This window comes from Methylobacterium sp. ME121, from assembly GCF_000974725.1.
Classification (GTDB): Bacteria; Pseudomonadota; Alphaproteobacteria; order Rhizobiales; family Beijerinckiaceae; genus Methylobacterium; species Methylobacterium radiotolerans.
The window spans coordinates 1-19,134 of sequence record NZ_BBUX01000034.1; the positions used below are offsets into that span (position 1 = coordinate 1).

Annotated in this window: 20 protein-coding genes and 1 pseudogene; 10 read left to right on the forward strand and 11 right to left on the reverse strand. The window is 71.9% G+C overall.

Translation table 11 applies throughout. From position 1 onward, the window contains the following. The 3 genes and pseudogenes from ME121_RS19640 to ME121_RS19650 form a co-directional block, all read right to left on the reverse strand. A pseudogene (locus ME121_RS19640) lies at window positions 1–277 on the reverse strand (polysaccharide biosynthesis/export family protein); the annotation flags it as partial. A gap of 272 nt (window positions 278–549) precedes the next feature. Then, a complete protein-coding gene (locus ME121_RS19645) occupies window positions 550–837 on the reverse strand; it encodes a Flp family type IVb pilin (RefSeq protein WP_043375140.1) in 288 nt (95 codons plus the stop codon). Window positions 838–980: 143 nt separating this feature from the next. Then, entirely contained in the window at window positions 981–1,265 is a 285-nt protein-coding gene (locus ME121_RS19650; RefSeq protein ID WP_012320702.1) for a DUF3072 domain-containing protein, read from the reverse strand. A gap of 175 nt (window positions 1,266–1,440) precedes the next feature. Here ME121_RS19650 and ME121_RS19655 point away from each other — a divergent pair, with 175 nt between their 5' ends. From ME121_RS19655 to ME121_RS19685, 7 genes are all read left to right on the forward strand, one after another. Further along, window positions 1,441–2,007, forward strand: a complete 567-nt coding sequence (locus tag ME121_RS19655) for a gluconokinase (RefSeq protein WP_053622663.1) — start codon at window positions 1,441–1,443, stop codon at window positions 2,005–2,007. Window positions 2,008–2,011: 4 nt separating this feature from the next. Continuing rightward, window positions 2,012–2,833 (forward strand): Cof-type HAD-IIB family hydrolase, encoded by an 822-nt coding sequence (locus ME121_RS19660; RefSeq protein ID WP_053622660.1) that lies wholly within the window; start codon window positions 2,012–2,014, stop codon window positions 2,831–2,833. A gap of 155 nt (window positions 2,834–2,988) precedes the next feature. Then, window positions 2,989–3,969, forward strand: coding sequence for a lytic transglycosylase domain-containing protein (locus ME121_RS19665; RefSeq protein WP_059409475.1), 981 nt, complete (start codon window positions 2,989–2,991; stop codon window positions 3,967–3,969). A 340-nt stretch (window positions 3,970–4,309) separates the two neighbouring features. Continuing rightward, on the forward strand, window positions 4,310–5,194 hold the full coding sequence (locus ME121_RS19670; protein WP_012320706.1) for a helix-turn-helix transcriptional regulator: 885 nt from the start codon (window positions 4,310–4,312) through the stop codon (window positions 5,192–5,194). A gap of 229 nt (window positions 5,195–5,423) precedes the next feature. Further along, on the forward strand, window positions 5,424–6,275 hold the full coding sequence (gene cysE, locus ME121_RS19675) for a serine O-acetyltransferase (RefSeq protein ID WP_012320707.1): 852 nt from the start codon (window positions 5,424–5,426) through the stop codon (window positions 6,273–6,275). 91 nt (window positions 6,276–6,366) lie between these two features. Beyond that, complete coding sequence (locus ME121_RS19680; protein WP_012320708.1) at window positions 6,367–6,582, forward strand: DUF3126 family protein; 216 nt, start codon at window positions 6,367–6,369, stop codon at window positions 6,580–6,582. Between the two features lie 147 nt (window positions 6,583–6,729). Beyond that, a complete protein-coding gene (locus ME121_RS19685) occupies window positions 6,730–7,059 on the forward strand; it encodes a DUF6949 family protein (RefSeq protein WP_012320709.1) in 330 nt (109 codons plus the stop codon). A gap of 6 nt (window positions 7,060–7,065) precedes the next feature. On the opposite strand, the gene ME121_RS19690 is transcribed toward ME121_RS19685, so the two are convergent. Next, window positions 7,066–7,773 (reverse strand): transglutaminase-like cysteine peptidase, encoded by a 708-nt coding sequence (locus tag ME121_RS19690; protein WP_083461163.1) that lies wholly within the window; start codon window positions 7,771–7,773, stop codon window positions 7,066–7,068. Window positions 7,774–8,092: 319 nt separating this feature from the next. Here ME121_RS19690 and ME121_RS19695 point away from each other — a divergent pair, with 319 nt between their 5' ends. After that, window positions 8,093–8,350 (forward strand): hypothetical protein, encoded by a 258-nt coding sequence (locus ME121_RS19695; RefSeq protein WP_059409476.1) that lies wholly within the window; start codon window positions 8,093–8,095, stop codon window positions 8,348–8,350. Between the two features lie 7 nt (window positions 8,351–8,357). Here ME121_RS19695 and ME121_RS19700 read toward each other — a convergent pair whose 3' ends face one another. The 7 genes from ME121_RS19700 to ME121_RS19730 form a co-directional block, all read right to left on the reverse strand. Further along, window positions 8,358–8,957, reverse strand: coding sequence for a transglutaminase-like cysteine peptidase (locus ME121_RS19700; RefSeq protein ID WP_024829130.1), 600 nt, complete (start codon window positions 8,955–8,957; stop codon window positions 8,358–8,360). 356 nt (window positions 8,958–9,313) lie between these two features. Further along, window positions 9,314–11,047, reverse strand: coding sequence for an AMP-binding protein (locus ME121_RS19705; protein WP_059409477.1), 1,734 nt, complete (start codon window positions 11,045–11,047; stop codon window positions 9,314–9,316). Between the two features lie 62 nt (window positions 11,048–11,109). Then, complete coding sequence (locus ME121_RS19710) at window positions 11,110–11,889, reverse strand: enoyl-CoA hydratase (RefSeq protein ID WP_059409478.1); 780 nt, start codon at window positions 11,887–11,889, stop codon at window positions 11,110–11,112. Then, window positions 11,886–12,779 (reverse strand): 3-hydroxyisobutyrate dehydrogenase, encoded by an 894-nt coding sequence (gene mmsB, locus ME121_RS19715; protein ID WP_059409479.1) that lies wholly within the window; start codon window positions 12,777–12,779, stop codon window positions 11,886–11,888. Before mmsB ends, ME121_RS19710 begins: the two co-directional genes overlap by 4 nt. A gap of 179 nt (window positions 12,780–12,958) precedes the next feature. Next, window positions 12,959–14,020: an enoyl-CoA hydratase/isomerase family protein gene (locus ME121_RS19720; RefSeq protein WP_029359326.1), complete on the reverse strand. Its 1,062-nt coding sequence runs from the start codon at window positions 14,018–14,020 to the stop codon at window positions 12,959–12,961. After that, a complete protein-coding gene (locus ME121_RS19725) occupies window positions 14,017–15,162 on the reverse strand; it encodes an isobutyryl-CoA dehydrogenase (protein WP_012320717.1) in 1,146 nt (381 codons plus the stop codon). The genes ME121_RS19720 and ME121_RS19725 overlap by 4 nt, the downstream gene beginning before the upstream one ends. 196 nt (window positions 15,163–15,358) lie before the next feature. Continuing rightward, window positions 15,359–16,855: a CoA-acylating methylmalonate-semialdehyde dehydrogenase gene (locus ME121_RS19730; protein WP_024829125.1), complete on the reverse strand. Its 1,497-nt coding sequence runs from the start codon at window positions 16,853–16,855 to the stop codon at window positions 15,359–15,361. 116 nt (window positions 16,856–16,971) lie between these two features. Between ME121_RS19730 and ME121_RS19735 the strand changes: the two genes are divergently transcribed. Both ME121_RS19735 and ME121_RS19740 read left to right on the forward strand, forming a co-directional pair. After that, window positions 16,972–17,880: a LysR family transcriptional regulator gene (locus ME121_RS19735; protein WP_012320719.1), complete on the forward strand. Its 909-nt coding sequence runs from the start codon at window positions 16,972–16,974 to the stop codon at window positions 17,878–17,880. An 87-nt stretch (window positions 17,881–17,967) separates the two neighbouring features. After that, window positions 17,968–19,131, forward strand: coding sequence for an iron-containing alcohol dehydrogenase (locus ME121_RS19740; RefSeq protein WP_012320720.1), 1,164 nt, complete (start codon window positions 17,968–17,970; stop codon window positions 19,129–19,131). The last annotated feature ends 3 nt before the right edge of the window (window positions 19,132–19,134 follow it).

The following is a 19,134-nucleotide window of genomic DNA, read 5'->3' on the forward strand; positions in this document are numbered from 1 at the left end:
TGGAGACCGAGACCATGTCGCCGATGCCGATGACCGGCTCGGAGGAGGGGCGGTGGTCGCCGAAGGAGGCGAGCAGGCTGTCCAGCGGCCGGCCGCGCAGGGCCTCGACCACGGAGGGAGTGACGTCGATGATCTCGTAGCGGGCGAGCAGGCCCCCGTCGGCCGTGGCGACCTCAGCCCCGGCCTGGATCGCGCTCGCCGTCGGACCCGCCGCGGGCAGGTACGTGCAGCCCGACATCGCCGTGACGGCGAGCAGGACGAGGGGAAGTTTGCGCATCCAGATGTTGCCCATCGGTATTGCCGAGCCCGTGCCTAGCCCATAGCGGCCCAGGTGTCCGTAGCGGGTGAGCCACACTCCGCCCGCCACGGCCGAGACTGCTAAGTCATCCTCGTTAAGCACAGCTTTTTCGGGGCACTGGAACGACATATGCCGGGCGTATCGCCCGCGGCCGAAATATCGGGACACAAATCCGGACGCTGTCGGCGGTAACGGATCTGCCGCTCGACGCCCAGGGCCGGCCGGACCGGGCGCGATCCGCTCGCTGCCCGTCACTGCCCCTGGGTCACCGCCGCGGTGATGTCGCCGTAGACGGCGCTGACGCGGGATACGTAGTAGCGGATGCTGCCCACCGCGACGAGGAAGATCAGGCCACCGAGCAGGGCGTACTCCGTCGCGGTGGATCCGCGGAGGTCGCGGGCGAACCGTGCGGCCGCGGCCCGGATCCGACCCGACGGGGCGGACGCCGCCCAGGATCGCACAGCGCGCAGCCCCGCTCCGTCGCCGCCCGGCTCTTCCATGGTCGAACGCGCCTTCCAGTCCCGCTGTCCGCGTGACATCACGCGCTCCGAACGCTGGTACCCGAGCCCGATTGCCGCCGGCTTAACGAAGTGTTCGAAACAGGGGATCGGGCCGAGTCCGGGCGGGATAGGCACCGCCCGGCACGGTGACGGGGCGCCCGCGAGGGCGCGCCCGTGACGGCTCAGGCGTGGCCGGCCTTATGGCGCAGGTCGTCGATCCGCTTCGAGGCCTCGGCCTTGTCGAGGTCGGGGTCGAACGCCTTCGGCTCCTTCGCCTCCTCCGACAGCGTCTTCAGATAGGAGGCCTGCGCGCCGGTCATCGGCTCGCCGCCGGTCGTCCACTGGTCCGGATCCTTGATCTGGTTCGACACGTCCTTCGGGTCGGTCTTGGGGTTCTCCGGCGCGTCCTGGCGCGCTCCGGAATCCCGGCCCGCCTTCGAGGTCGCCTTCGCGGTGGTGGTGGCCATGCGACTGATGTTCCCTGATTGTTCGCGTTCTGAGGCATCAACGCGGCCGGCCGCGCCCCGGTTCCTGCGGCCGCGGCGGCGCCGTCGGGCGCGGCGATCTTCCCTTCCTCGCGCCCGCTCCGCATGATTGCGACGCGCGGCGCCCCCGGCGCACCTCGGAGGCACGGTGATCCGGATGACGTCCCAATCACAGCCGACGCCCGATGCCCGGACGGCCGCTCAAGTGCTCGTGGTCATGGGTGTCTCGGGGTCCGGGAAGAGTACCGTGGCGGCGCTGATCGCCGAGAAGCTCGGCTGGATCTTCGTGGACGGCGACAGCTTCCACACACCGGAGCATGTGGCGAAGATGCGCGCGGGCCACGCCCTCGACGACGCGGACCGCGCGCCCTGGCTCGCCCGGATCGCGACCTGGATCCAGCAGCGCCTCGACGCCGGCGAGTCCGGCGTGGTCGTCTGCTCGGCCCTCAGGCGCGCGTACCGGGACGTCCTGACCCGGGGCAGCCGGCGCGTTCGCCTCGTCTACCTCGACGGCGACAAGGCCCTGATCGCCCGGCGCCTCGCGGAGCGCCAGGGCCATTTCATGTCGCCGTACCTCCTCGACAGCCAGTTCGCGACCCTCGAGGTCCCGGGGGCCGACGAGCACCCGATCACCGTCGGGATCCTCGAGCCGCCCGAGGCGATTGCCGACCGGGTCGTGGCGGAACTCGCCGCCGCGGCGCGCCGGGATCCGGGCAGGGAGTGACGCGATGACAGCAGAAGCCGGCAAGGCCGCGGGGATCGCGCTGGTGATCTCCGACGTCGACGGCACCCTGGTGACCGGCGACAAGCGCCTGACCGCGGCGACGGTGGCGGCCGTGCGCCGCCTGCGCGCGGCCGGGATCGGCTTCAGCATCGCCTCGGCGCGGCCCCCGATCGGCCTGCGGAGCCTCGTGGCGGAACTCGGCCTCGACCTGCCGATGGGGGCCTTCAACGGCGCGAGCGTCGTCCGGCCAGACCTGTCGATCATCGAGGAGCGGACCATTCCCGAGGCGGCGGCCCGGTCGGCCCTCGACCGGCTCCTGGCCGAGGGGCTGGATGTGTGGGTCTTCGCCGACGGCGCGTGGTGCCTGCGCGACCCGGACGGTCCCTACACCGACCTGGAGCGCCGCACGATCGGCGCGGAGCCCCGGGTCGTGGCGGATCTCGGCACGCTCACGGGATCGGCCGCCAAGATCGTCGGCGTCAGCCGCGACCACGCCCACCTCGCGGCCTGCGAGACGCGCATCGCCGCGGCACTGGCAGGCCGGGCCACCGTCCACCGCTCGCAGGCCTACTATCTCGACGTGACTCCGCCCGATCTCGACAAGGGTCGCTTCGTCGCCTGGATGAGCGCGCACCTCGCCATCCCGCGCGAGCGGATCGCCACCTTCGGCGATGCCGGGAACGACCGCCCGATGTTCGCGCAGAGCGGCTACGCGGTGGCGATGGGCAATGCCGAGGCGAGCGTCCAGGCGGCCGCGAGCGCGGTCACGGACAGCAACGACGCCGACGGGTTCGCCCGCGCGGTCGAGCGCCTCATCCTCCCCTGACCGGCCGACCGCGTCCGCGCGCCGCCCTGTGGCGCGCGGATCACAAGCGGGCCCGTCGCCCCGGTCGCCCACAGGCTGCCGAACCGGGGCCGCTTTCCGGCCTCATTTCCCCGTGACCTAGCTTGACCACAGAACAAGCAGCACCGGGTCTCGGAATGCATCGCCTCATCCTGGCCGCCGTCCTCGCGGTCGCGCCCGCCGCCGCCTTCGGGCAGGGCGCGCGCGACAATATCGACGCGCTGATCGAGCAGCAGGCCAAGGCGAACGGCGTTCCGGCGAGCTTCGTGCACGCCGTGGTGAAGCGCGAGAGCAACTACAACCCGCGGGCCAAGGGCGGCAGCGCCCTCGGCCTCATGCAGATCAAGCACGCGACCGCGCGCAGCCTGGGCTACACCGGCGACGCCGCCGGCCTGTACGATCCGGAGACCAACCTGCGCTACGGCGTGGCCTATCTGGCGGGCGCCTACCGCACGGCCAAGGGCAACGTCAGCCAAGCCTACCAGTACTACAACCGCGGCTACTACTACGCCGCCAAGCGCCAGGGCATCTCCACCGAAGTCGCGTCGGTGGTCGCGCCGGTGGCGGCGTCGGCCAGCGCCCTGGCGAGCCTGTTCGGCGGCGGCGTCGCCGATACCCGGAACAACCCCGCTGCCGCCGCCCTGGCCTACGCACCCACCGCCGCCGCGGTGGCGGAGGTTCCGACCGAGACCGTCGAGGTGCCGCTGCCGCCGCGCCGGCCCGCCGCCCTGGCCGGCGCGACGATCGAGCTCGCCAGCCTGTCCATCGACCCGGCCGCCGCGGCTCCGGGCCCGGCCCCGGGCACCGCGCAGGCCGCCGCGGCGCCCGCCGTGGAGGTGCCGCTACCGCCGCGCCGCCCCGCGGCCCTGGGCAGCGCCGTCGCGGCGGCCGCGCCGGCGCAGATCGCGGAGCTCCGGCTCTCTCCGCAGCCCGAGGCCCCCCCCGCTGCGATGACCCCCGCGGCCGCTCCGGCGCCGGCCACCGAGGCCGCGGTCGAGGCCGTCGAGGTGCCGCTGCCGCCGCGCCGGCCGTCGCTCCAGATGCTCGCCGCCGCCACACCGCGGCGCGCGCCGGCCGCCGCGCCGGTGCAGGAGGCCACGGCCCTGCCGGTCGAGTAGCGCGCCCTTCCGAACCGGCCGCGCACCGGGAAACCGCCGGCCGGCCGGGCCCTCTGCCCACACAAGGATCATGCCCAAGGCTTGACCATCGGGTCGATCCGCAACACATAGGCGCCACGCCAGCAACGTGGTTGGATCGCTACGGTACGGACCGGCGCCGCAAGACAGCGGCCGTACGCGGGTGGCGCACGACAGATCTCAGGGCAGGAAACGCCGGTCCACGCGCGCACGTTCGGGCAGTGTCCTGTCCGGCGGAACGTCAAAGCGCGATGGATCTCGAAGCGGCAGGCATGCAGGGCACGGACTCTGCTTTCGAGCTGGCAGGAAAGCGGACGGCGCCATGACCGGCGTGGTAGAACAGGAATCTCTCTTTCTCACGGACCTCGGGCGGCGCGTCAGACACGCGCGCACCGTGCGCGGGCTCTCGCGCAAGGTCCTGTCGCAGACCTCGGGCCTGTCCGAGCGCTACATCGCGCAGCTGGAGGGTGGCCAGGGCAACGTGTCGATCATCCTGCTGCGGCGGGTGGCCAACGCCATGGGCGTGCGGCTCGACGACCTGATCACCGGCAACGACGCGCTGCCCGACTGGCCGGTGGTGCGCGACCTCCTTGCGCAGGCGAGCCCGGCGCAGATCGTCGCCGCCAAGGAGGCGCTCTCCGGCGGCAGCCGGCCCGAATCGAGCAACAGGCCGCGCGTGGCGCTGATCGGCCTGCGCGGCGCCGGCAAGTCGACCCTCGGCAAACTCGCGGCTGAGCGCCTCGGCTGGACCTTCGTGGAGCTCAACGCCGAGATCGAGCGGGAGAACGCCCTCTCGGTCCAGGAGATCTTCGCGATCTACGGCCAGGAGGGCTATCGCCGGCTGGAGCAGGCGGCCCTGCGGCGCCTCACGGAGCATCCCGGACCGCTGATCCTCGCGACCAGCGGCGGCATCGTCGCGGAACCGCTCACATACGATCTGCTCCTGCAGGCGTTCTATACGATCTGGCTGCGCGCCCGGCCGGAGGAGCACATGAGCCGCGTCCGCGAGCAGGGGCACCTCGCTACGACCGGCGACCACGCCTCCGCGATGCAGGAGCTGCGCGCCGTGCTGGCGAGCCGCGAGCCGCTCTACGCCCGGGCCCCGGCCACGGTGGACACCTCCAACATCCCGGTCCAGACGATGCTGGACCGCCTGACGGCGGCGATCGAGGCGCGGTTCGGGCAGCCCGTGCCGCTGGCGGACTGACCCGCCGCCGGTCGCTGACAGCCATGCGACCGATGCGACCTCAGGGCCGCGCCGGCCCTTGATCGCCGCGGTGCAGCGCACCACGCTAGGGCAGAACCCGCGGTCCGGCGCCCCTGCGGCCCACCTCCGCCCCGGGCGGGAGATCCGCCCGTCCGCGCGGGCGCTGGACCGGCCCCGCCGCACGCGCGATCGGCTAACCCTGCGAAGTCCCGGACGTGAGCATCCGCCCATGAGCGCCAGTCCTGCCTTCAATCACCCCTCGCATGACCTCGCGGTCGTCGACCCGGTCTGGTCGCGGCTGCGGGACGAGGCGGAGGACGTCCTGCGGACCGAGCCGCAGCTCGCCTCCTTCATCGTCGCGACGATCCTGAACCACGCCACCCTGGAAGGCGCGGTCTCCCACCGGGTCGCGGCCCGGCTCGGGCACCCGTCGCTGCCGGCCGAACTCGTCGCCCACGCCTTCCACGAGGCGATCACGGCGGATCCGGGGATCGGGCAGGCGTTCCGCGCCGATATCGGCGCGGTGATCGACCGGGATCCGGCGACGCTCCGGGCGCTGGAGCCGGTCCTGTACTTCAAGGGCTTCCACGCGCTGCAGGCCTACCGCCTCGCCCACCATGTCTGGAACCGCGGCCGGCGCGACCTCGCCCTCTACCTCCAGAGCCGGGTCTCGGAGGTGTTCCAGTGCGACATCCATCCGGCCGCGCGGATCGGCCGGGGCGTCTTCCTCGACCACGCCACCGGCCTCGTGGTCGGCTCGACCGCGGTGATCGAGGACGACGTGTCGATCCTCCACGCCGTGACCCTGGGCGGTACCGGCAAGCAGCGCGGCGACCGCCACCCCAAGATCCGCCGCGGCGTGATGATCGGCGCCGGCGCCAAGATCCTGGGCAACATCGAGGTCGGGGCCTGCGCCCGGGTGGCGGCGGGCTCTGTGGTGCTGCGGCCGGTGCCGCCGAACACGACGGTCGTCGGTGTGCCGGCGCGCGTGGTCGGCACCGCCGGCTGCGACGATCCGGCCCGGGCGATGGACCAGCTCGTCGCCCTCGACCAGTTCATCCACCTGGGCGACGGGATCTGACCCGGAGCGGTCGCGCTTGCCGCTCCGCCCGCGGCGTGGCAAGCCCTCGGCCCATCCGCGGCGCCAGCGCCGCCAGGGGAGATCGACCAGCGTGACCAAAGCCGAGACCGCGAAGCTTCAGGACTATCTGCGCCGCAAGTTCGCGAACAACAATATCCGCCTCATGGCGATGAAGACCGGCGACTCCGCCGAGGTGTTCATCGGCGAGGAGTCGATCGGCGTGATCGCCGACGACAAGGAGGACGGCGACGATTCCTTCGTCTTCCGGATGGCGATCCTCGACATCGATCTCGAGGAAGAGGCCTGAGGCGCGGCGCCTCGGCGCCTCCAACGTCCCGGGCCGGATCCCGCCGGCCCGCACCTGTGCACGGATTAACGCTAACGAAGGCTCGTGCTTAACAAGCGGTAAACGGCGTGAGTACAGTGCGCTCAACCTGTATCAGGAGCGCGAATAATGGTCCTCACGCCCGCCGCCCTCGAGTCGATCCGGACCCTGTGCATCGGACTGGCGCTGTCCGGCCTGATCGCCAGCGCTTTCGAGCTGTTCGCGGCGCGGCGGGCGAGCTTCAGCCTGCTGGAGCGCGGCGGTCTGCCGGCGGTGGCCGCGCTGCCGATGCTCGCCTTCTCGGCGCCGTTCATCATCCTGCGCAACACGGTGCGCGGCCGGCGGATCGAGCGGCGCCCGATCCCGTTCGTGATGCTGGCGACCGTCATCGCGTGCGGCTGGAGCCTGCTCTCGGGCCGTGTCGCCCTCGACCTCGCCGCGATGCTGGTCGGCGCCTGACCGGGTTCAGGGCTCGGCGGTGGCCACCTGCGCGGTGCCGTCCTTGCCCTCCAGGGACACCCAGGCCGCGCCGTCCTGGCCGGCCCGCTTGATGAAGTTGTAGCCGGTGCGGCGCCAGGAGCGGATCGCGTCGGTCTTGTTGTCGAGGACGAAATCGCCACGGTCGGTCCGGACCGTCAGCACGGCGTGGCCCTCGTTGGTCTCGTCGATCACCACGGTCATCAACAGGGCGCGCCGCGGCAGGCCGCGCTCCACCAGCATCCGCCGCTTCAGCAGCTGGTAATCCTCGCAATCGCCGAACCCGTCATCCGGAAAGTCCCAGCGGTCGACGACGCCCCAGTGCGCCTGATCGGTGATCGGCCGGATGCGCGCGTTCACGCGGCGGTTGACGCTCTGGAGGGTCCGCCACACCGCCACGGTCAGCGGGATCTCGGCCGGCTCGGCCGTGTCGACCGTGCATTCTTGGGGTGTGCGGGTGCAGAAATCCGTCCAGCCGGCGATCGCCCGTACCGGACCGGTCGGTTCGGCGGCGGTCACCTGATCCGGCAGGACCAGCCGGGCATGGGCGTGGGTCGTGGCACCGCCCATCGTGAGGATCGTGCCCAGCAGGGCGAAACTCGCCACCTGCCGCGACCGGCACGCGGCGTGCGTCCAGCCGCGCCATCGCAGCGGGCCGAAGACCTGACACGAGATACCGCCATCCGCGTGCCGCATGGTTCAAGCCCCCGCCGCCCGATGATGACGGAAGGGTGACACGGCGACGTGCGGCGCACAATGGGCGAGGGCAAGATAGATAACGCGCCGCGAGCTCTATCGGTTCCGATTTAAGAGAGTGTTGCACCCGCAGAGCTCTCCGAGGAAGCATGCGCTGAGCGAATGGCCGCTCTGCGCCCTCGCGGAAGGCCTTGATTCAAGTCAGCTTTGCCGGCTTCTCAGAACGGCTCGCGCAGGGGATTCGCGGCGGGCCCGATCGAAGCGCATGAAGCCGGCCAGCCCGTCGCGGACGGGGCCGCGCCCCAGGAAAGGACCCGCAATGCAGCCCGCCATCCAGCAGGTGATCAGAGCGCTCGCCGAGGATGGTCGGGCCGGCGCGATCAATATCGCGGAGCACGCGGTCGCTTCCTATCTCGCCGACGCCCCGAGCGAGGGCGACAGGGCGCTGTCGCGGGACATCCTGGTGCGGGATCTCGCCAGCCTCCGGGGCGTCGCCCCGCATCTCGCGGCCTTCATCGGCCGGGTCGAGTCCTACGTGGCGAGCCTCGCCCAGCCCTCCCTGAGCCGGGCGGCCTGAGGCCGCTTCACCGGTTGGCGGTGGTGACCGGGGAGGTGACGCCGCCGAGGGAGACCCAGGCGACGGCGTCCTGGCTCTCGCGCTTGATGAAGACGTAGCCGGTCTTGTGCCAGGGCAGGATGGCGTTGGTCTTGTTGTCGAGGACGAGGTCGCCCCGGTCGGTGATGAGCGTCAGCACGGCGTGGCCCTCGCCCTTCTCGTCGATCACCACGGTCATGCGCATCGCGCGGCGCGGCAGCCCGGCCTCGGCCAGCATGTGGCGCTTGAGCAGCTGGAAGTCCTCGCAGTCGCCGATGCCGTCCTCGGCCAGGTCCCAGCGGTCGGCCACGTGCAGGTGGTCCTGGTCGGTCATCGGCTCGACCGCCTTGTTGACCCGCCGGTTCACCGACACGATCGTCGCCCAGGTGGCGGGCGTCAGGCTGATCCGGGCCGGCTCGCCCCGGTCCAGCGCGCACTCCGCCGCGTAGGTCTGGCAGAACGTCACCCAGGCCGCGATCGGCTTGGCGTCGCCCAGGACCTTGGCACCGGCCTCGGTCGGTAGGCTCGCCAGCGTCTGCGCCTGAGCCGGGGCGGCGAGGCTAAGCAGCGTCGCCGCTCCGACCAGCATCCCCCGAACCGTCCTGAGAAGCCCCGCGCCCATCGAACCCGTCCCCGTTGTTGAGGACAGGATTGCGCCGCAGAGCCTCCGCGGCGCTGAAGCGGATGCGCGCAATTTTACCGATCCGCCGGTGCGGGCCCGGTCACGCGCGACAGCGTCGACGGGAGACTTGAGAACCCCAGTAAATCGGCGGCTTCAGCTTCGGAAACCGGAAACCTTGAGGTTTCGTCGCCCGTAGACCCGAGCCTTCAGGCGCGCCGCCGTCATCGCGAGCGCAGCGAAGCGATCCGGGGCCACGCCGCGCCGACCGATCTCGCGCTGCCCTGGGTCGCCTCGCCGCGCCCGCGATCACGGGGTGGAAACGCTCACCCCGCCGTCTGGTCGAGCTTGCGCTCGGCCTCGCCCTTCAGCTCCGGGAAGTCCGCCTGCGTGTAGGCGCGGCCCCGGTGCGGATCCTCGGTGATGCCCTCGTGCTCCAGGCGGCGCAGCTGAACCCGCCGGATCTTGCCCGAGATCGTCTTGGGCAGATCGGTGACGAACTCGAGCCCGCGCAGGCGCTTGAAGGTCGCGAGTCGGGCATTGGTGAAGCGGAAGATGTCGAGCGCCGTCTCGGGCCCCGGGATGGCTCCGGCCACCAGGGACACGTAGGCCTTCGGGATGGTGTGGCGCATCGGGTCGGGCACCGGCACCACCGCCGCCTCGGCCACGGCCGGGTGCTCGATCAGCACGCTCTCCAGCTCGAAGGGGCTGATCCGGTAGCCCGACGACTTGAAGACGTCGTCGGCGCGGCCGACGAAGGTGTAGCAGCCCTGCTCGTCCACGAAGGCGACGTCGCCGGTGTGGTAGAGGTCGCCGGCGGCGCCCGACAGGTTGCCCTGGCCGTCGTCGTAGCCCTGCATCAGGCCGGCGGGGCGGTGGGCCCCGAGTTCGAGGCAGACCTCGCCCTCGGAGGCCGGCTGGCCGTCGAGGTCGAGGACGCGGACCCGGTAGCCCGGCAGGGGCCGGCCCAGCGCCCCGGGCACGACCGGCTGGCCCGGCGTGTTGGCCATGAGCGCCGTGGTCTCGGTCTGGCCGTAACCGTCGCGGATCGTGAGGCCCCAGGCGGTCTTCACGCGCTCGATCACCTCGGGGTTGAGGGGCTCGCCCGCCGCGCAGACCTCGCGCAGGGCGAGGCGCTTTCCGGTCAGGTCCTCCTGGATGATCATCCGCCAGACGGTCGGAGGCGCGCAGAGCGTGGTGGCGCCGGTGCGCTCCAGCTGCGCCAGCAGTGCGGCCGCGTTGAACGGCGCCTGGTTGATCACCAGGATCGTCGCCCCGGCATTCCAGGGCGCGAAGAACGAGGACCACGCGTGCTTCGCCCAGCCCGGCGAGGAGACGTTGCAGTGCACGTCCCCCGGCTGGAGCCCGAGCCAGTACATCGTCGAGAGGGCTCCCACCGGGTAGGAGCGGTGGCTGTGGCGCACCAGCTTCGGCTTCGCCGTGGTGCCGGAGGTGAAGTAGAGGAGCAGCGGGTCGTCGGCGCCGGTGGGCCCGTCGGGCGCGAAGGTCTCGGACGCCTCGAACGCGTCGTCGTAGGCCGCCCAGCCCTCCGTCGGAGCCCCGGTGACGAGGCGGACGGCGCCGCCCGTGTCGAGGCCGGCGAACCGCGCGATCTGCTCCGGGCCGGCCACGATCGCCCGCGGGCGCCCGCGAGCGAGGCGGTCGGCGAGCTCGTCGGCCGTGAGCAGCGTGGTCGCCGGGATGACCACGGCGCCGAGCTTCATCGCGGCCAGCATGGTCTCCCACAGGGCCGGCACGTTGCCGAGCAGCAGGAGCAGATGGTCGCCGCGCCTCAGGCCGAGCTGCCGCAGGTGGTTGGCCACCTGGTCGGAGCGGCGGGCGAGCTCCCCGAAGGTCAGGCTCTGCTCGGCCCCGCTGCCGGCCTCGACGATCCGCAGGGCGGCGCGGTCGCGGCTCTCGGGTCCGGCGAGGACGGCGTCGAACCAGTCGAGCGCCCAGTTGAACGGCACCGGATCCGGCCACGCGAAGGCCGAGACGGCGGCGGCGTAGTCGGTGCGATGGGCCAGCAGAAGGTCGCGGGCCTCCCGGAAGCTCGGCATGGTCGTTCCCCTCCCTGTCTTATGGTCTCGCTCCCCGCCCCTCCCGCCGGGACGGGCCGCGTTCAGGTGTTCTCGAACCGGGGCGGCCGCTTCTCCACGAAGGCGGCCATGCCCTCCTTCTGGTCCTTGGTGGCGAACATCGCGTGGAAGACTCGCCGCTCGAACCGGATCCCCTCGGTCAGCGTGGTCTCGTAGGACCGGTTGACCGCCTCCTTGGTCATCATGGCGATCGGCAGCGACATCGACGCGATGGTCTCGGCCGCCTTCAGCGCCTCGTCGAGGAGCTGGTCGGCCGCGATCACCCGCGACACGAGGCCTGCGCGCTCCGCCTCGGCGGCGTCCATCATCCGGCCGGTCAGGCACATCTCCATGGCCTTGGCCTTGCCGACGAAGCGGGTCAGCCGCTGGCTGCCGCCGATCCCCGGCATCACCCCGAGCTTGATCTCGGGCTGGCCGAACTGCGCCGTGTCGGCCGCCAGGATGATGTCGCACATCATGGCCAGCTCGCAGCCGCCGCCCAGCGCGTAGCCCGCCACCGCGGCGATGATCGGCTTGCGCACGGCGACGAAGCGGTCCCAGTCGGCGAACCGGTCGCCCGCGTACATCTCCGCGTAGGTGGCGTGCTGCATCTCCTTGATGTCGGCGCCGGCCGCGAAGGCCCTGGCCGAGCCGGTGACGACGATGCAGCCGATCCCCGGATCGGCATCCGCCTCGGTCGCCGCCCGGATCACCTCCCGGGTGAGCTGCGCGTTGAGGGCGTTCAGCGCCTTCGGCCGGTTGAGGGTGATCAGCAGGACGCGCCCGCGCGTCTCCGTCAGGATCGTCTCGTACGGCTCGCTCACGACTCGCCTCCCTGCCCGCGGAGCATACGGATGATCGCGGAAAAGTCCTCTCCCCCGTGGCCCGCGCCCTCGAACAGACCGTAGATCTGCGCGGCCTCGGCGCCCAGCGGCGTCGCCGCCCCCGCGGCGATGGCGGCGGCCTGGGCGAGCCGGAGGTCCTTGAGCATCAGCGCCGCGGCGAAGCCCGGCTTGTAGCCGTTGTTGGCCGGCGAGGTCGGCACCGGGCCCGGCACCGGGCAGTAGGTGGTCAGCGACCAGCACTGGCCCGAGGAGACCGAGGCGACGTCGTAGAGCGCCTGATGCGACAGGCCGAGCTTCTCGCCGAGCGCGAACGCCTCGCTGACGCCGATCATCGAGATGCCGAGGATCATGTTGTTGCAGATCTTGGCCGCCTGCCCGGCGCCGGCATCGCCGCAATGGAACACGTTCTTGCCCATCGCCTTCAGCAGCGGCTCCGCCCTGGCGAAGGCGGCCTCGGCGCCGCCGGCCATGAACGTGAGCGTTCCGGCCTTCGCGCCGCCGGTCCCGCCGGAGACCGGCGCGTCCACCGACAGGCAGCCGCGCGCCGCGGCGAGGGCGTGGGCCTTGCGGGCGCTCTCGACATCCACCGTGGAGGAATCGATCAGCAGCGTGCCGGCGGGCAGCGCCTCGACGAGCTGCGTCCAGACCTCGACCACGTGCCGCCCGGCCGGCAGCATGGTGACCACGACATCCGCCCCTTCGGCCGCCTCCAGGGCCGAGCCCGCGACCGCGATCCCCTCGGCGCGCGCCGCCTCCAGCGAGGCCGGTACGAGATCGAAGCCGCGCACCGCGTGGCCCGCTTTCACGAGGTTGGCCGCCATGGGCCCGCCCATGTTGCCGAGACCGATGAACCCGATGGTCTGTGCCATCCCGTCCTCCCTTGATTGTTGTCCCTCGCGTCTCCCACCCGCGTCCTCGTCCTGAGGCGACCGCGAAGCGGGCCTCGAAGGAGGGTTCCAGGGATCACAGCGACTTCTGGAGCCCTCCTTCGAGGCCTACGCTTCGTCGGCTCAGGACGAGGGTTTGGGTGGGAACGTGCGACGCGTCATCACACCGGCCCCGTGCGCGCGCCCGAAAAAACCGGCGCCGCCCGCTTCTCCAGCCAGCGGGCGATCCGCGCCGGGTCGACCGCGTCGAGGGTCGGCGGGGTCCAGCGCGGGCTCTTGTCCTTGTCGATCACCGCGGCGCGGATGCCCTCGCGGAAGTCGCCCTCCGCCAGCAGCGCCAGCGAGGCGTGGAACTCGCGCTCCAGGCAGGCCTCCAGGTTCGGCGCGCCGCGGCCGAGGCGCAGGAGGCACAGCGTCAGGACGAGGCTCGACGGCGCCTTGGTCAACAGCGTTGCCCGGGTCGTGGCGGCGAAGTCGGAGCCGTCCGCCTCAAGGGCCGAGAGGATCTCGTCGACCATGTCGAAGGAAAAGCAGCGGTCGATCACCGCGCGGTGCGCGGCCAGGGGCGCCGGGCCGGGGTCCTGCGCGGACCGGGCGATCACGTCCCGCACGCCCTCCTGCCCGGCATCCGGATCGAGCGCCAGGAGATCGTCGATCAGGTTGGGCAGCCTCGCGGACGGGACCATGACGTCGGCCAGGCGGCAGAAGATCGCGTCGGCGGCGCCGACCGGCTCGCCGGTCAGGCCGAGATAGGTGCCGATCTCGCCGGGCGCGCGCGGCAGCAGCCACGTCCCGCCGACATCCGGCAGGTAGCCGATGCCGGTTTCCGGCATGGCGACGCGGGAGCGCTCGGTGACGATCCGGTGCGATGCGTGGCCCGCGAGCCCGACACCCCCGCCCATGGTGATGCCGTCCATCACCGCCACGAACGGCTTCTCGTAGGCGGCGATGCGGGAATCGAGCCTGTACTCGTCGCGCCAGAAGGTCTCGGCGAAGGCGGTGCCGGGATTGTCGTAGAGGGAGCGCAGGTCGCCGCCGGCGCAGAGGCCGCGCTCGCCCTCGCCGGTGAGCAGCACCGCGGCGATTCCGGGATCCGCCGAGAACTGGTCGAGCGCCCGGTCGATCTCGCCCACCATGCCATGCGTCAAGGCGTTCAGGGCCTTCGGCCGGTTGAGCCGAAGGCGCCCCAGCGCGCCGACCCGCTCGACGATCACGTCGCTCATCGGCGCCCCCCGGTCAGCCCGCGGGCGATGATCAGCCGCATGATCTCGTTGGTCCCTTCGAGGATCTGGTGCACGCGCAGGTCCCGGACGATCTTCTCCACGCCGTACTCGGCGAGGTAGCCATAGCCGCCGTGCAGTTGCAGCGCTTGGTTGGCCACCTCGAAGGCCGCGTCGGTGACGTGGCGCTTGGCCATGGCGCAGAGCTGGGTCGCGGACGGGTCCTTGGCGTCGAGCGCGGCGGCCGCGTGGCGCAGGAAGGTGCGCGACACTTCCAGGCTGGTCGCCATGTCGGCGAGCCGGAACTGCAGCGCCTGGAAGTCGGTGAGCCTGGCCCCGAACGCGCGCCGGTCGCCCATGTAGGCGAGCGCCTTGTCGAGGGCCGCCTGCGCGCCGCCGAGCGAGCAGGCGGCGATGTTGAGCCGGCCGCCGTCGAGGCCGCTCATGGCGATCTTGAAGCCCTGGCCCTCCGCGCCCAGGCGGTTGCCCACCGGCACGCGGCAGCCGTCGAAGCGGACGGCCCGGGTCGGCTGGGCGTTCCAGCCCATCTTGCGCTCGTCGGCCCCGAAGGAGAGGCCGGGCGTGCCCTTCTCCACCACGATCGCCGAGATGCCCGAAGGGCCCGCCTCGCCGGTGCGGACCATGCAGACGTAGAGGTCGCTGGCGCCGGCGCCGGAGATGAACTGCTTCTCGCCGGAGAGCACGTAATGGTCGCCGTCCCGCTCGGCGCGGGTGCGCAAAGCCGCGGCGTCGGAGCCGGAGCCCGGCTCGGTGAGGCAGTAGCTGGCGATCCGCTCCATGCCCATGAGCGACGGCAGCCAGCGCCGGCGCTGGTCGTCGTCGCCGTAGGCGTCGATCATCCAGGCGCACATGTTGTGGATCGACAGGAACGCCGCCACGGTCGGGCAGCCGGCGCTGAGCGCCTCGAAGATCAGCGTCGCGTCGAGGCGCGACAGGCCGGACCCGCCGACATCCTCGCGGACGTAGATGCCCGCCATGCCGAGGGCGGCGGCCGCCCGCAGGGTCTCGACCGGGAAGGTCTTGTCCCGGTCCCAGTCGAGGGCGTGCGGCGCGATGTGCTCGGCCGCGAAGCCGAGGGCCATCTCGCGGATCGCGGTCCGGTCCTCGTCGAGCCCGAAACTCATGGACACTCCCTCCGATTCGCCGCGCAACCGCGCGGGGCCTGCACCTCCGGCGCGTGGGGCGCGGCGTGCACCCTCTCCCGTTCGGGAGAGGGTTGGGGTGAGGGATCAGGTCTGTCCGGAGAGTTCTCGCCCCTGACCCCGTCCCACTCCCGCACGGGAGAGGGGACCCGCGCCCCCGACCTCGAACCGCCGCGCTCTACCGCATCGTCGGGATGGAGAACTCCGCCCCGCTCTTGATGCCGCTCGGCCAGCGCTGCGTCACGGTCTTGGTCTTGGTGTAGAACCGGATCGAGTCCGGCCCGTGCTGGTTCAGGTCGCCGAAGCCCGAGCGCTTCCAGCCACCGAAGGTGTGGTAGGCGATCGGGACCGGGATCGGCACGTTCACGCCGACCATGCCGACGTTGACCCGGGCGGTGAAGTCGCGGGCCGCGTCGCCGTCCTGGGTGAAGATCGCGACGCCGTTGCCGTACTGGTGGGTCGAGGGCAGCGCCAGCGCCTCCTCGTAATCCTTGGCCCGCACCACCGAGAGCACGGGGCCGAAGATCTCCTCCTTGTAGATCGTCATGTCGGGCGTCACGCGGTCGAACAGCGAGCCGCCCATGTAGAAGCCGTTCTCGTAGCCCTGGAGCTTGAAGCCGCGGCCGTCGACCGCGAGCTGCGCGCCCTCGGCGACGCCCTTGTCGATGTAGCTCTTCACCCGCTCCACCGCCTCGGCGGTGACGAGCGGGCCGTAATCGGCCGAGCCGTCATGCGAGGGACCGATCTTGAGCGACTCGACCCGCGGGATCAGCTTCTCCATCAGCCGGTCGGCGGTCTGCTCGCCGACCGGCACCGCCACCGAGATCGCCATGCAGCGCTCGCCCGCCGAGCCGTAGCCGGCGCCGATCAGCGCGTCGACGGCCTGGCCCATGTCGGCGTCCGGCATGATGATCATGTGGTTCTTGGCGCCGCCGAAGCACTGGGCGCGCTTCCCCGTCTCGGCGGCGCGGACGTAGATGTACTCGGCGATGTGCGAGGAGCCGACGAAGCCCACCGCCTTGATGTCCTCGTCGTCGAGGATCGCGTCGACCGCCTCCTTGTCGCCGTTGACGACGTTGAGGATGCCCGGCGGGAGGCCCGCCTCCAGGAAGATCTCGGCGATGCGGATCGGCACGCTCGGGTCGCGCTCGGACGGCTTCAGGATGAAGGCGTTGCCGCAGGCGATCGCCGGGGCGCATTTCCACAGCGGGATCATGGCCGGGAAGTTGAACGGCGTGATGCCGGCGACCACGCCGAGCGGCTGGCGCAGGGAGTAGACGTCGATGCCGGGCCCGGCCCCTTCCGTGTACTCGCCCTTGAGCAGGTGCGGGATGCCGCAGGCGAACTCCACGACCTCGACGCCGCGCTGGATATCGCCCTTGGCGTCCGGCACGGTCTTGCCGTGCTCGGAGGCGAGGAGTTCGGCGAGCGAGTCGTTCTCGGCGCGGATCAGCTCCAGGAAGCGCATCATCACGCGGGCCCGCTTCTGCGGGTTGGTCGCCGCCCAGGCCGGCTGCGCCGCCTTGGCGTTCTCGACGGCGGCGCGGAGCTCCGCCTTGCTGGCCAGGGCGACCTTGGCCTGGACCTCGCCGGTCGAGGGATGGAAGACGTCCGCGAACCGTTCGCTCTCGCCGCCGACGTTCCGGCCGCCGATGTAATGCCCGATCGTGCGCACGCGCGCCTCCCTGTGATGTGGCGTTCGATTTTGGCGCACCCTATCAGGATCGCTTGAGCGATAAAGCCGGATGCGCTTACAGCCGTCGTGCATCGATGCACAGCGAGGGTGCGGCCATGGCCAGGACGGGGCCCAACTGGGACGACCTCCGCTTCTTCCTCGCGGTGGCGCGGACGGGAACGCTGAGCGCCGCCGGGGCCCGCACCGGCACCGAGCACACCACGGTCGGGCGCCGGATCCGCGCCCTGGAGGAAGGGCTCGGCGCCCGGCTGTTCCACCGCAGCAACCTCGGCTACGCGCTCACCGAGGACGGCGCGAACCTGCTGGGCGTCGCGGAGGCCATGGAGAGCGCGTTCCTGTCGGCGAGCGCCGCCACGGAGGCCGCGCAGACGGTCTCCGGCACGGTCCGGATCGGCGCGCCGGACGGGTTCGGCAGCGTGTTCCTCGCACCCCGGATGCACCGGCTCACCGCCCGCCACCCAGGGCTGGAGGTCGAGATCATGGCGACCGCCCGGATCTTCAGCCTCTCGAAGCGCGAGGCCGACATCGTCATCAGCCTCTCGGGCCCGCAGCAGGCGCGGGTGGTGGCGCGCCGGCTGACCGATTACCGGCTGCTCGTCTACGCGGCCGAAACCTACCTCGCGGGGGCCGCGCCGATCGCGGAGGTCGGGGACCTCTCGGGGCATCCCTTCGTCGGCTACATCGAGGACATGCTGTTCACGCGCGAGCTGAACTATCTCGGCGCCCTGGGTCCGCCGGTCTCCGCGCGGCTGCGCTCCACCAACCTCCTGGCCCAGGTCCACGCGACGCTCGGCGGCGCCGGCCTCTGCGTCCTGCCGGCCTTCATCGCGGCGGCCCATCCGGGTCTCGTGCCGGTGCTGCCCGGGGCGGTGGCCCTGACACGCTCGTTCCACATGCACATCCACGAGGATCACCGGAAGGCGGCCCATATCCGCGCGGTGGCGGGCTTCATCGCGGGCGAGGTGGAGGCCGCCGCCGCGCTGTTCGCCGGGCCGGCAGTGTAAGCGCCGGCAGTTTCGCCCGGCGCGCGCAGGTCCTAAGATCGCCGTCCCGGCGGACCAGCAGAGGCGCCGGGAGGGAGAAGCAACAGAATGGTCGCCTCGATCGCCCTGCCCCGGCTGATGCGCGTCGGCGCCGGCGCCTCGCGGCTCCTGCCGGAGGTGCTCGGCCAGCTCGGCCTGTCGCGCCCCTTCGTGGTCACCGACCCCTACCTCGCCGGCAGCGGCCGCACCGACACGCTGCTCGAGCGGCTCACCGCGGCGGGCGCGCGTGCCACGATCTTCTCCGAGACCGTGCCGGACCCGACCGTCGCCTCCGTGGAGGCGGCGCTGGCGGCCCTCCAGGCGGGCGACTTCGACTGCGTGGTCGGCTTCGGCGGCGGCAGCCCGATGGACACCGCCAAGGCGGTGGCGGTGCTCGCCCGCCACGGCGGCCACATGCGCGACTACAAGGCGCCCCGCCAGCAGGACGAGTCCGGCCTGCCGATCGTGGCGATCCCGACCACCGCCGGCACCGGCTCGGAGGCGACCCGCTTCACCATCGTGACCGACGAGGCCTCGGACGAGAAGATGCTCTGCATCGGCCTCGCCTACCTGCCGGTCGCGGCCCTGGTCGATTACGAGCTGACGCTCACCAAGCCGAAGCGGCTCACGGCGGACACCGGCATCGACGCCCTGACCCACGCGATCGAGGCCTACGTCTCGCGCAAGTCGAACCTGTTCTCGGACGGGCTGGCGCTGCAGGCGATGCGGCTGATCGCCCCGAACCTGCGCCGGGTCTGGACCGATCCCGGCGACCGGGCGGCGCGCGAGGCGATGATGCTCGGCGCCACCCAGGCGGGCATCGCGTTCTCGAACGCCTCGGTGGCGCTGGTCCACGGCATGAGCCGGCCGATCGGCGCGCATTTCCACGTGGCGCACGGGCTCTCGAACGCGATGCTGCTGCCGGCGGTGACGGCCTTCTCGGCCCCGGCCGCCGTCGACCGGTACGCCGCCTGTGCCCGCGCCATGAAGATCGCCGGCCCCGACACCGACGATCGCTCGGCGGTGTCGGCCCTGGTGGCCGAGCTCGAGGCACTGAACGACGACCTCGACGTGCCGGGGCCGCGGGAATACGGGATCGACCCGGCCCGCTGGGAGGCGCTGCTGCCCACCATGGCGGCCCAGGCGCTGGCCTCCGGCTCCCCGGCCAACAACCCGGTGGAGCCCACCGCCGACGAGATCGTGGCGCTGTACCGGCGCGTCTGGGCGGGCTGACGA

Coding starts and splice junctions, on each gene's coding strand:
- ME121_RS19665 (WP_059409475.1), top strand. CDS start 2,989: ATGCATCGCCTCATCCTGGCCGCCGTCCTCGCGGTCGCGCCCGCCGCC.
- ME121_RS19655 (WP_053622663.1), top strand. CDS start 1,441: ATGACGTCCCAATCACAGCCGACGCCCGATGCCCGGACGGCCGCTCAA.
- ME121_RS19690 (WP_083461163.1), bottom strand. CDS start 7,773: ATGCGGCACGCGGATGGCGGTATCTCGTGTCAGGTCTTCGGCCCGCTG.
- ME121_RS19645 (WP_043375140.1), bottom strand. CDS start 837: ATGTCACGCGGACAGCGGGACTGGAAGGCGCGTTCGACCATGGAAGAG.
- mmsB (WP_059409479.1), bottom strand. CDS start 12,779: ATGGCACAGACCATCGGGTTCATCGGTCTCGGCAACATGGGCGGGCCC.
- ME121_RS19685 (WP_012320709.1), top strand. CDS start 6,730: ATGGTCCTCACGCCCGCCGCCCTCGAGTCGATCCGGACCCTGTGCATC.
- ME121_RS19670 (WP_012320706.1), top strand. CDS start 4,310: ATGACCGGCGTGGTAGAACAGGAATCTCTCTTTCTCACGGACCTCGGG.
- ME121_RS19705 (WP_059409477.1), bottom strand. CDS start 11,047: ATGCCGAGCTTCCGGGAGGCCCGCGACCTTCTGCTGGCCCATCGCACC.
- ME121_RS19735 (WP_012320719.1), top strand. CDS start 16,972: ATGGCCAGGACGGGGCCCAACTGGGACGACCTCCGCTTCTTCCTCGCG.
- ME121_RS19660 (WP_053622660.1), top strand. CDS start 2,012: ATGACAGCAGAAGCCGGCAAGGCCGCGGGGATCGCGCTGGTGATCTCC.
- ME121_RS19725 (WP_012320717.1), bottom strand. CDS start 15,162: ATGAGTTTCGGGCTCGACGAGGACCGGACCGCGATCCGCGAGATGGCC.
- cysE (WP_012320707.1), top strand. CDS start 5,424: ATGAGCGCCAGTCCTGCCTTCAATCACCCCTCGCATGACCTCGCGGTC.
- ME121_RS19650 (WP_012320702.1), bottom strand. CDS start 1,265: ATGGCCACCACCACCGCGAAGGCGACCTCGAAGGCGGGCCGGGATTCC.
- ME121_RS19700 (WP_024829130.1), bottom strand. CDS start 8,957: ATGCTGGTCGGAGCGGCGACGCTGCTTAGCCTCGCCGCCCCGGCTCAG.
- ME121_RS19740 (WP_012320720.1), top strand. CDS start 17,968: ATGGTCGCCTCGATCGCCCTGCCCCGGCTGATGCGCGTCGGCGCCGGC.
- ME121_RS19695 (WP_059409476.1), top strand. CDS start 8,093: ATGCAGCCCGCCATCCAGCAGGTGATCAGAGCGCTCGCCGAGGATGGT.
- ME121_RS19720 (WP_029359326.1), bottom strand. CDS start 14,020: ATGAGCGACGTGATCGTCGAGCGGGTCGGCGCGCTGGGGCGCCTTCGG.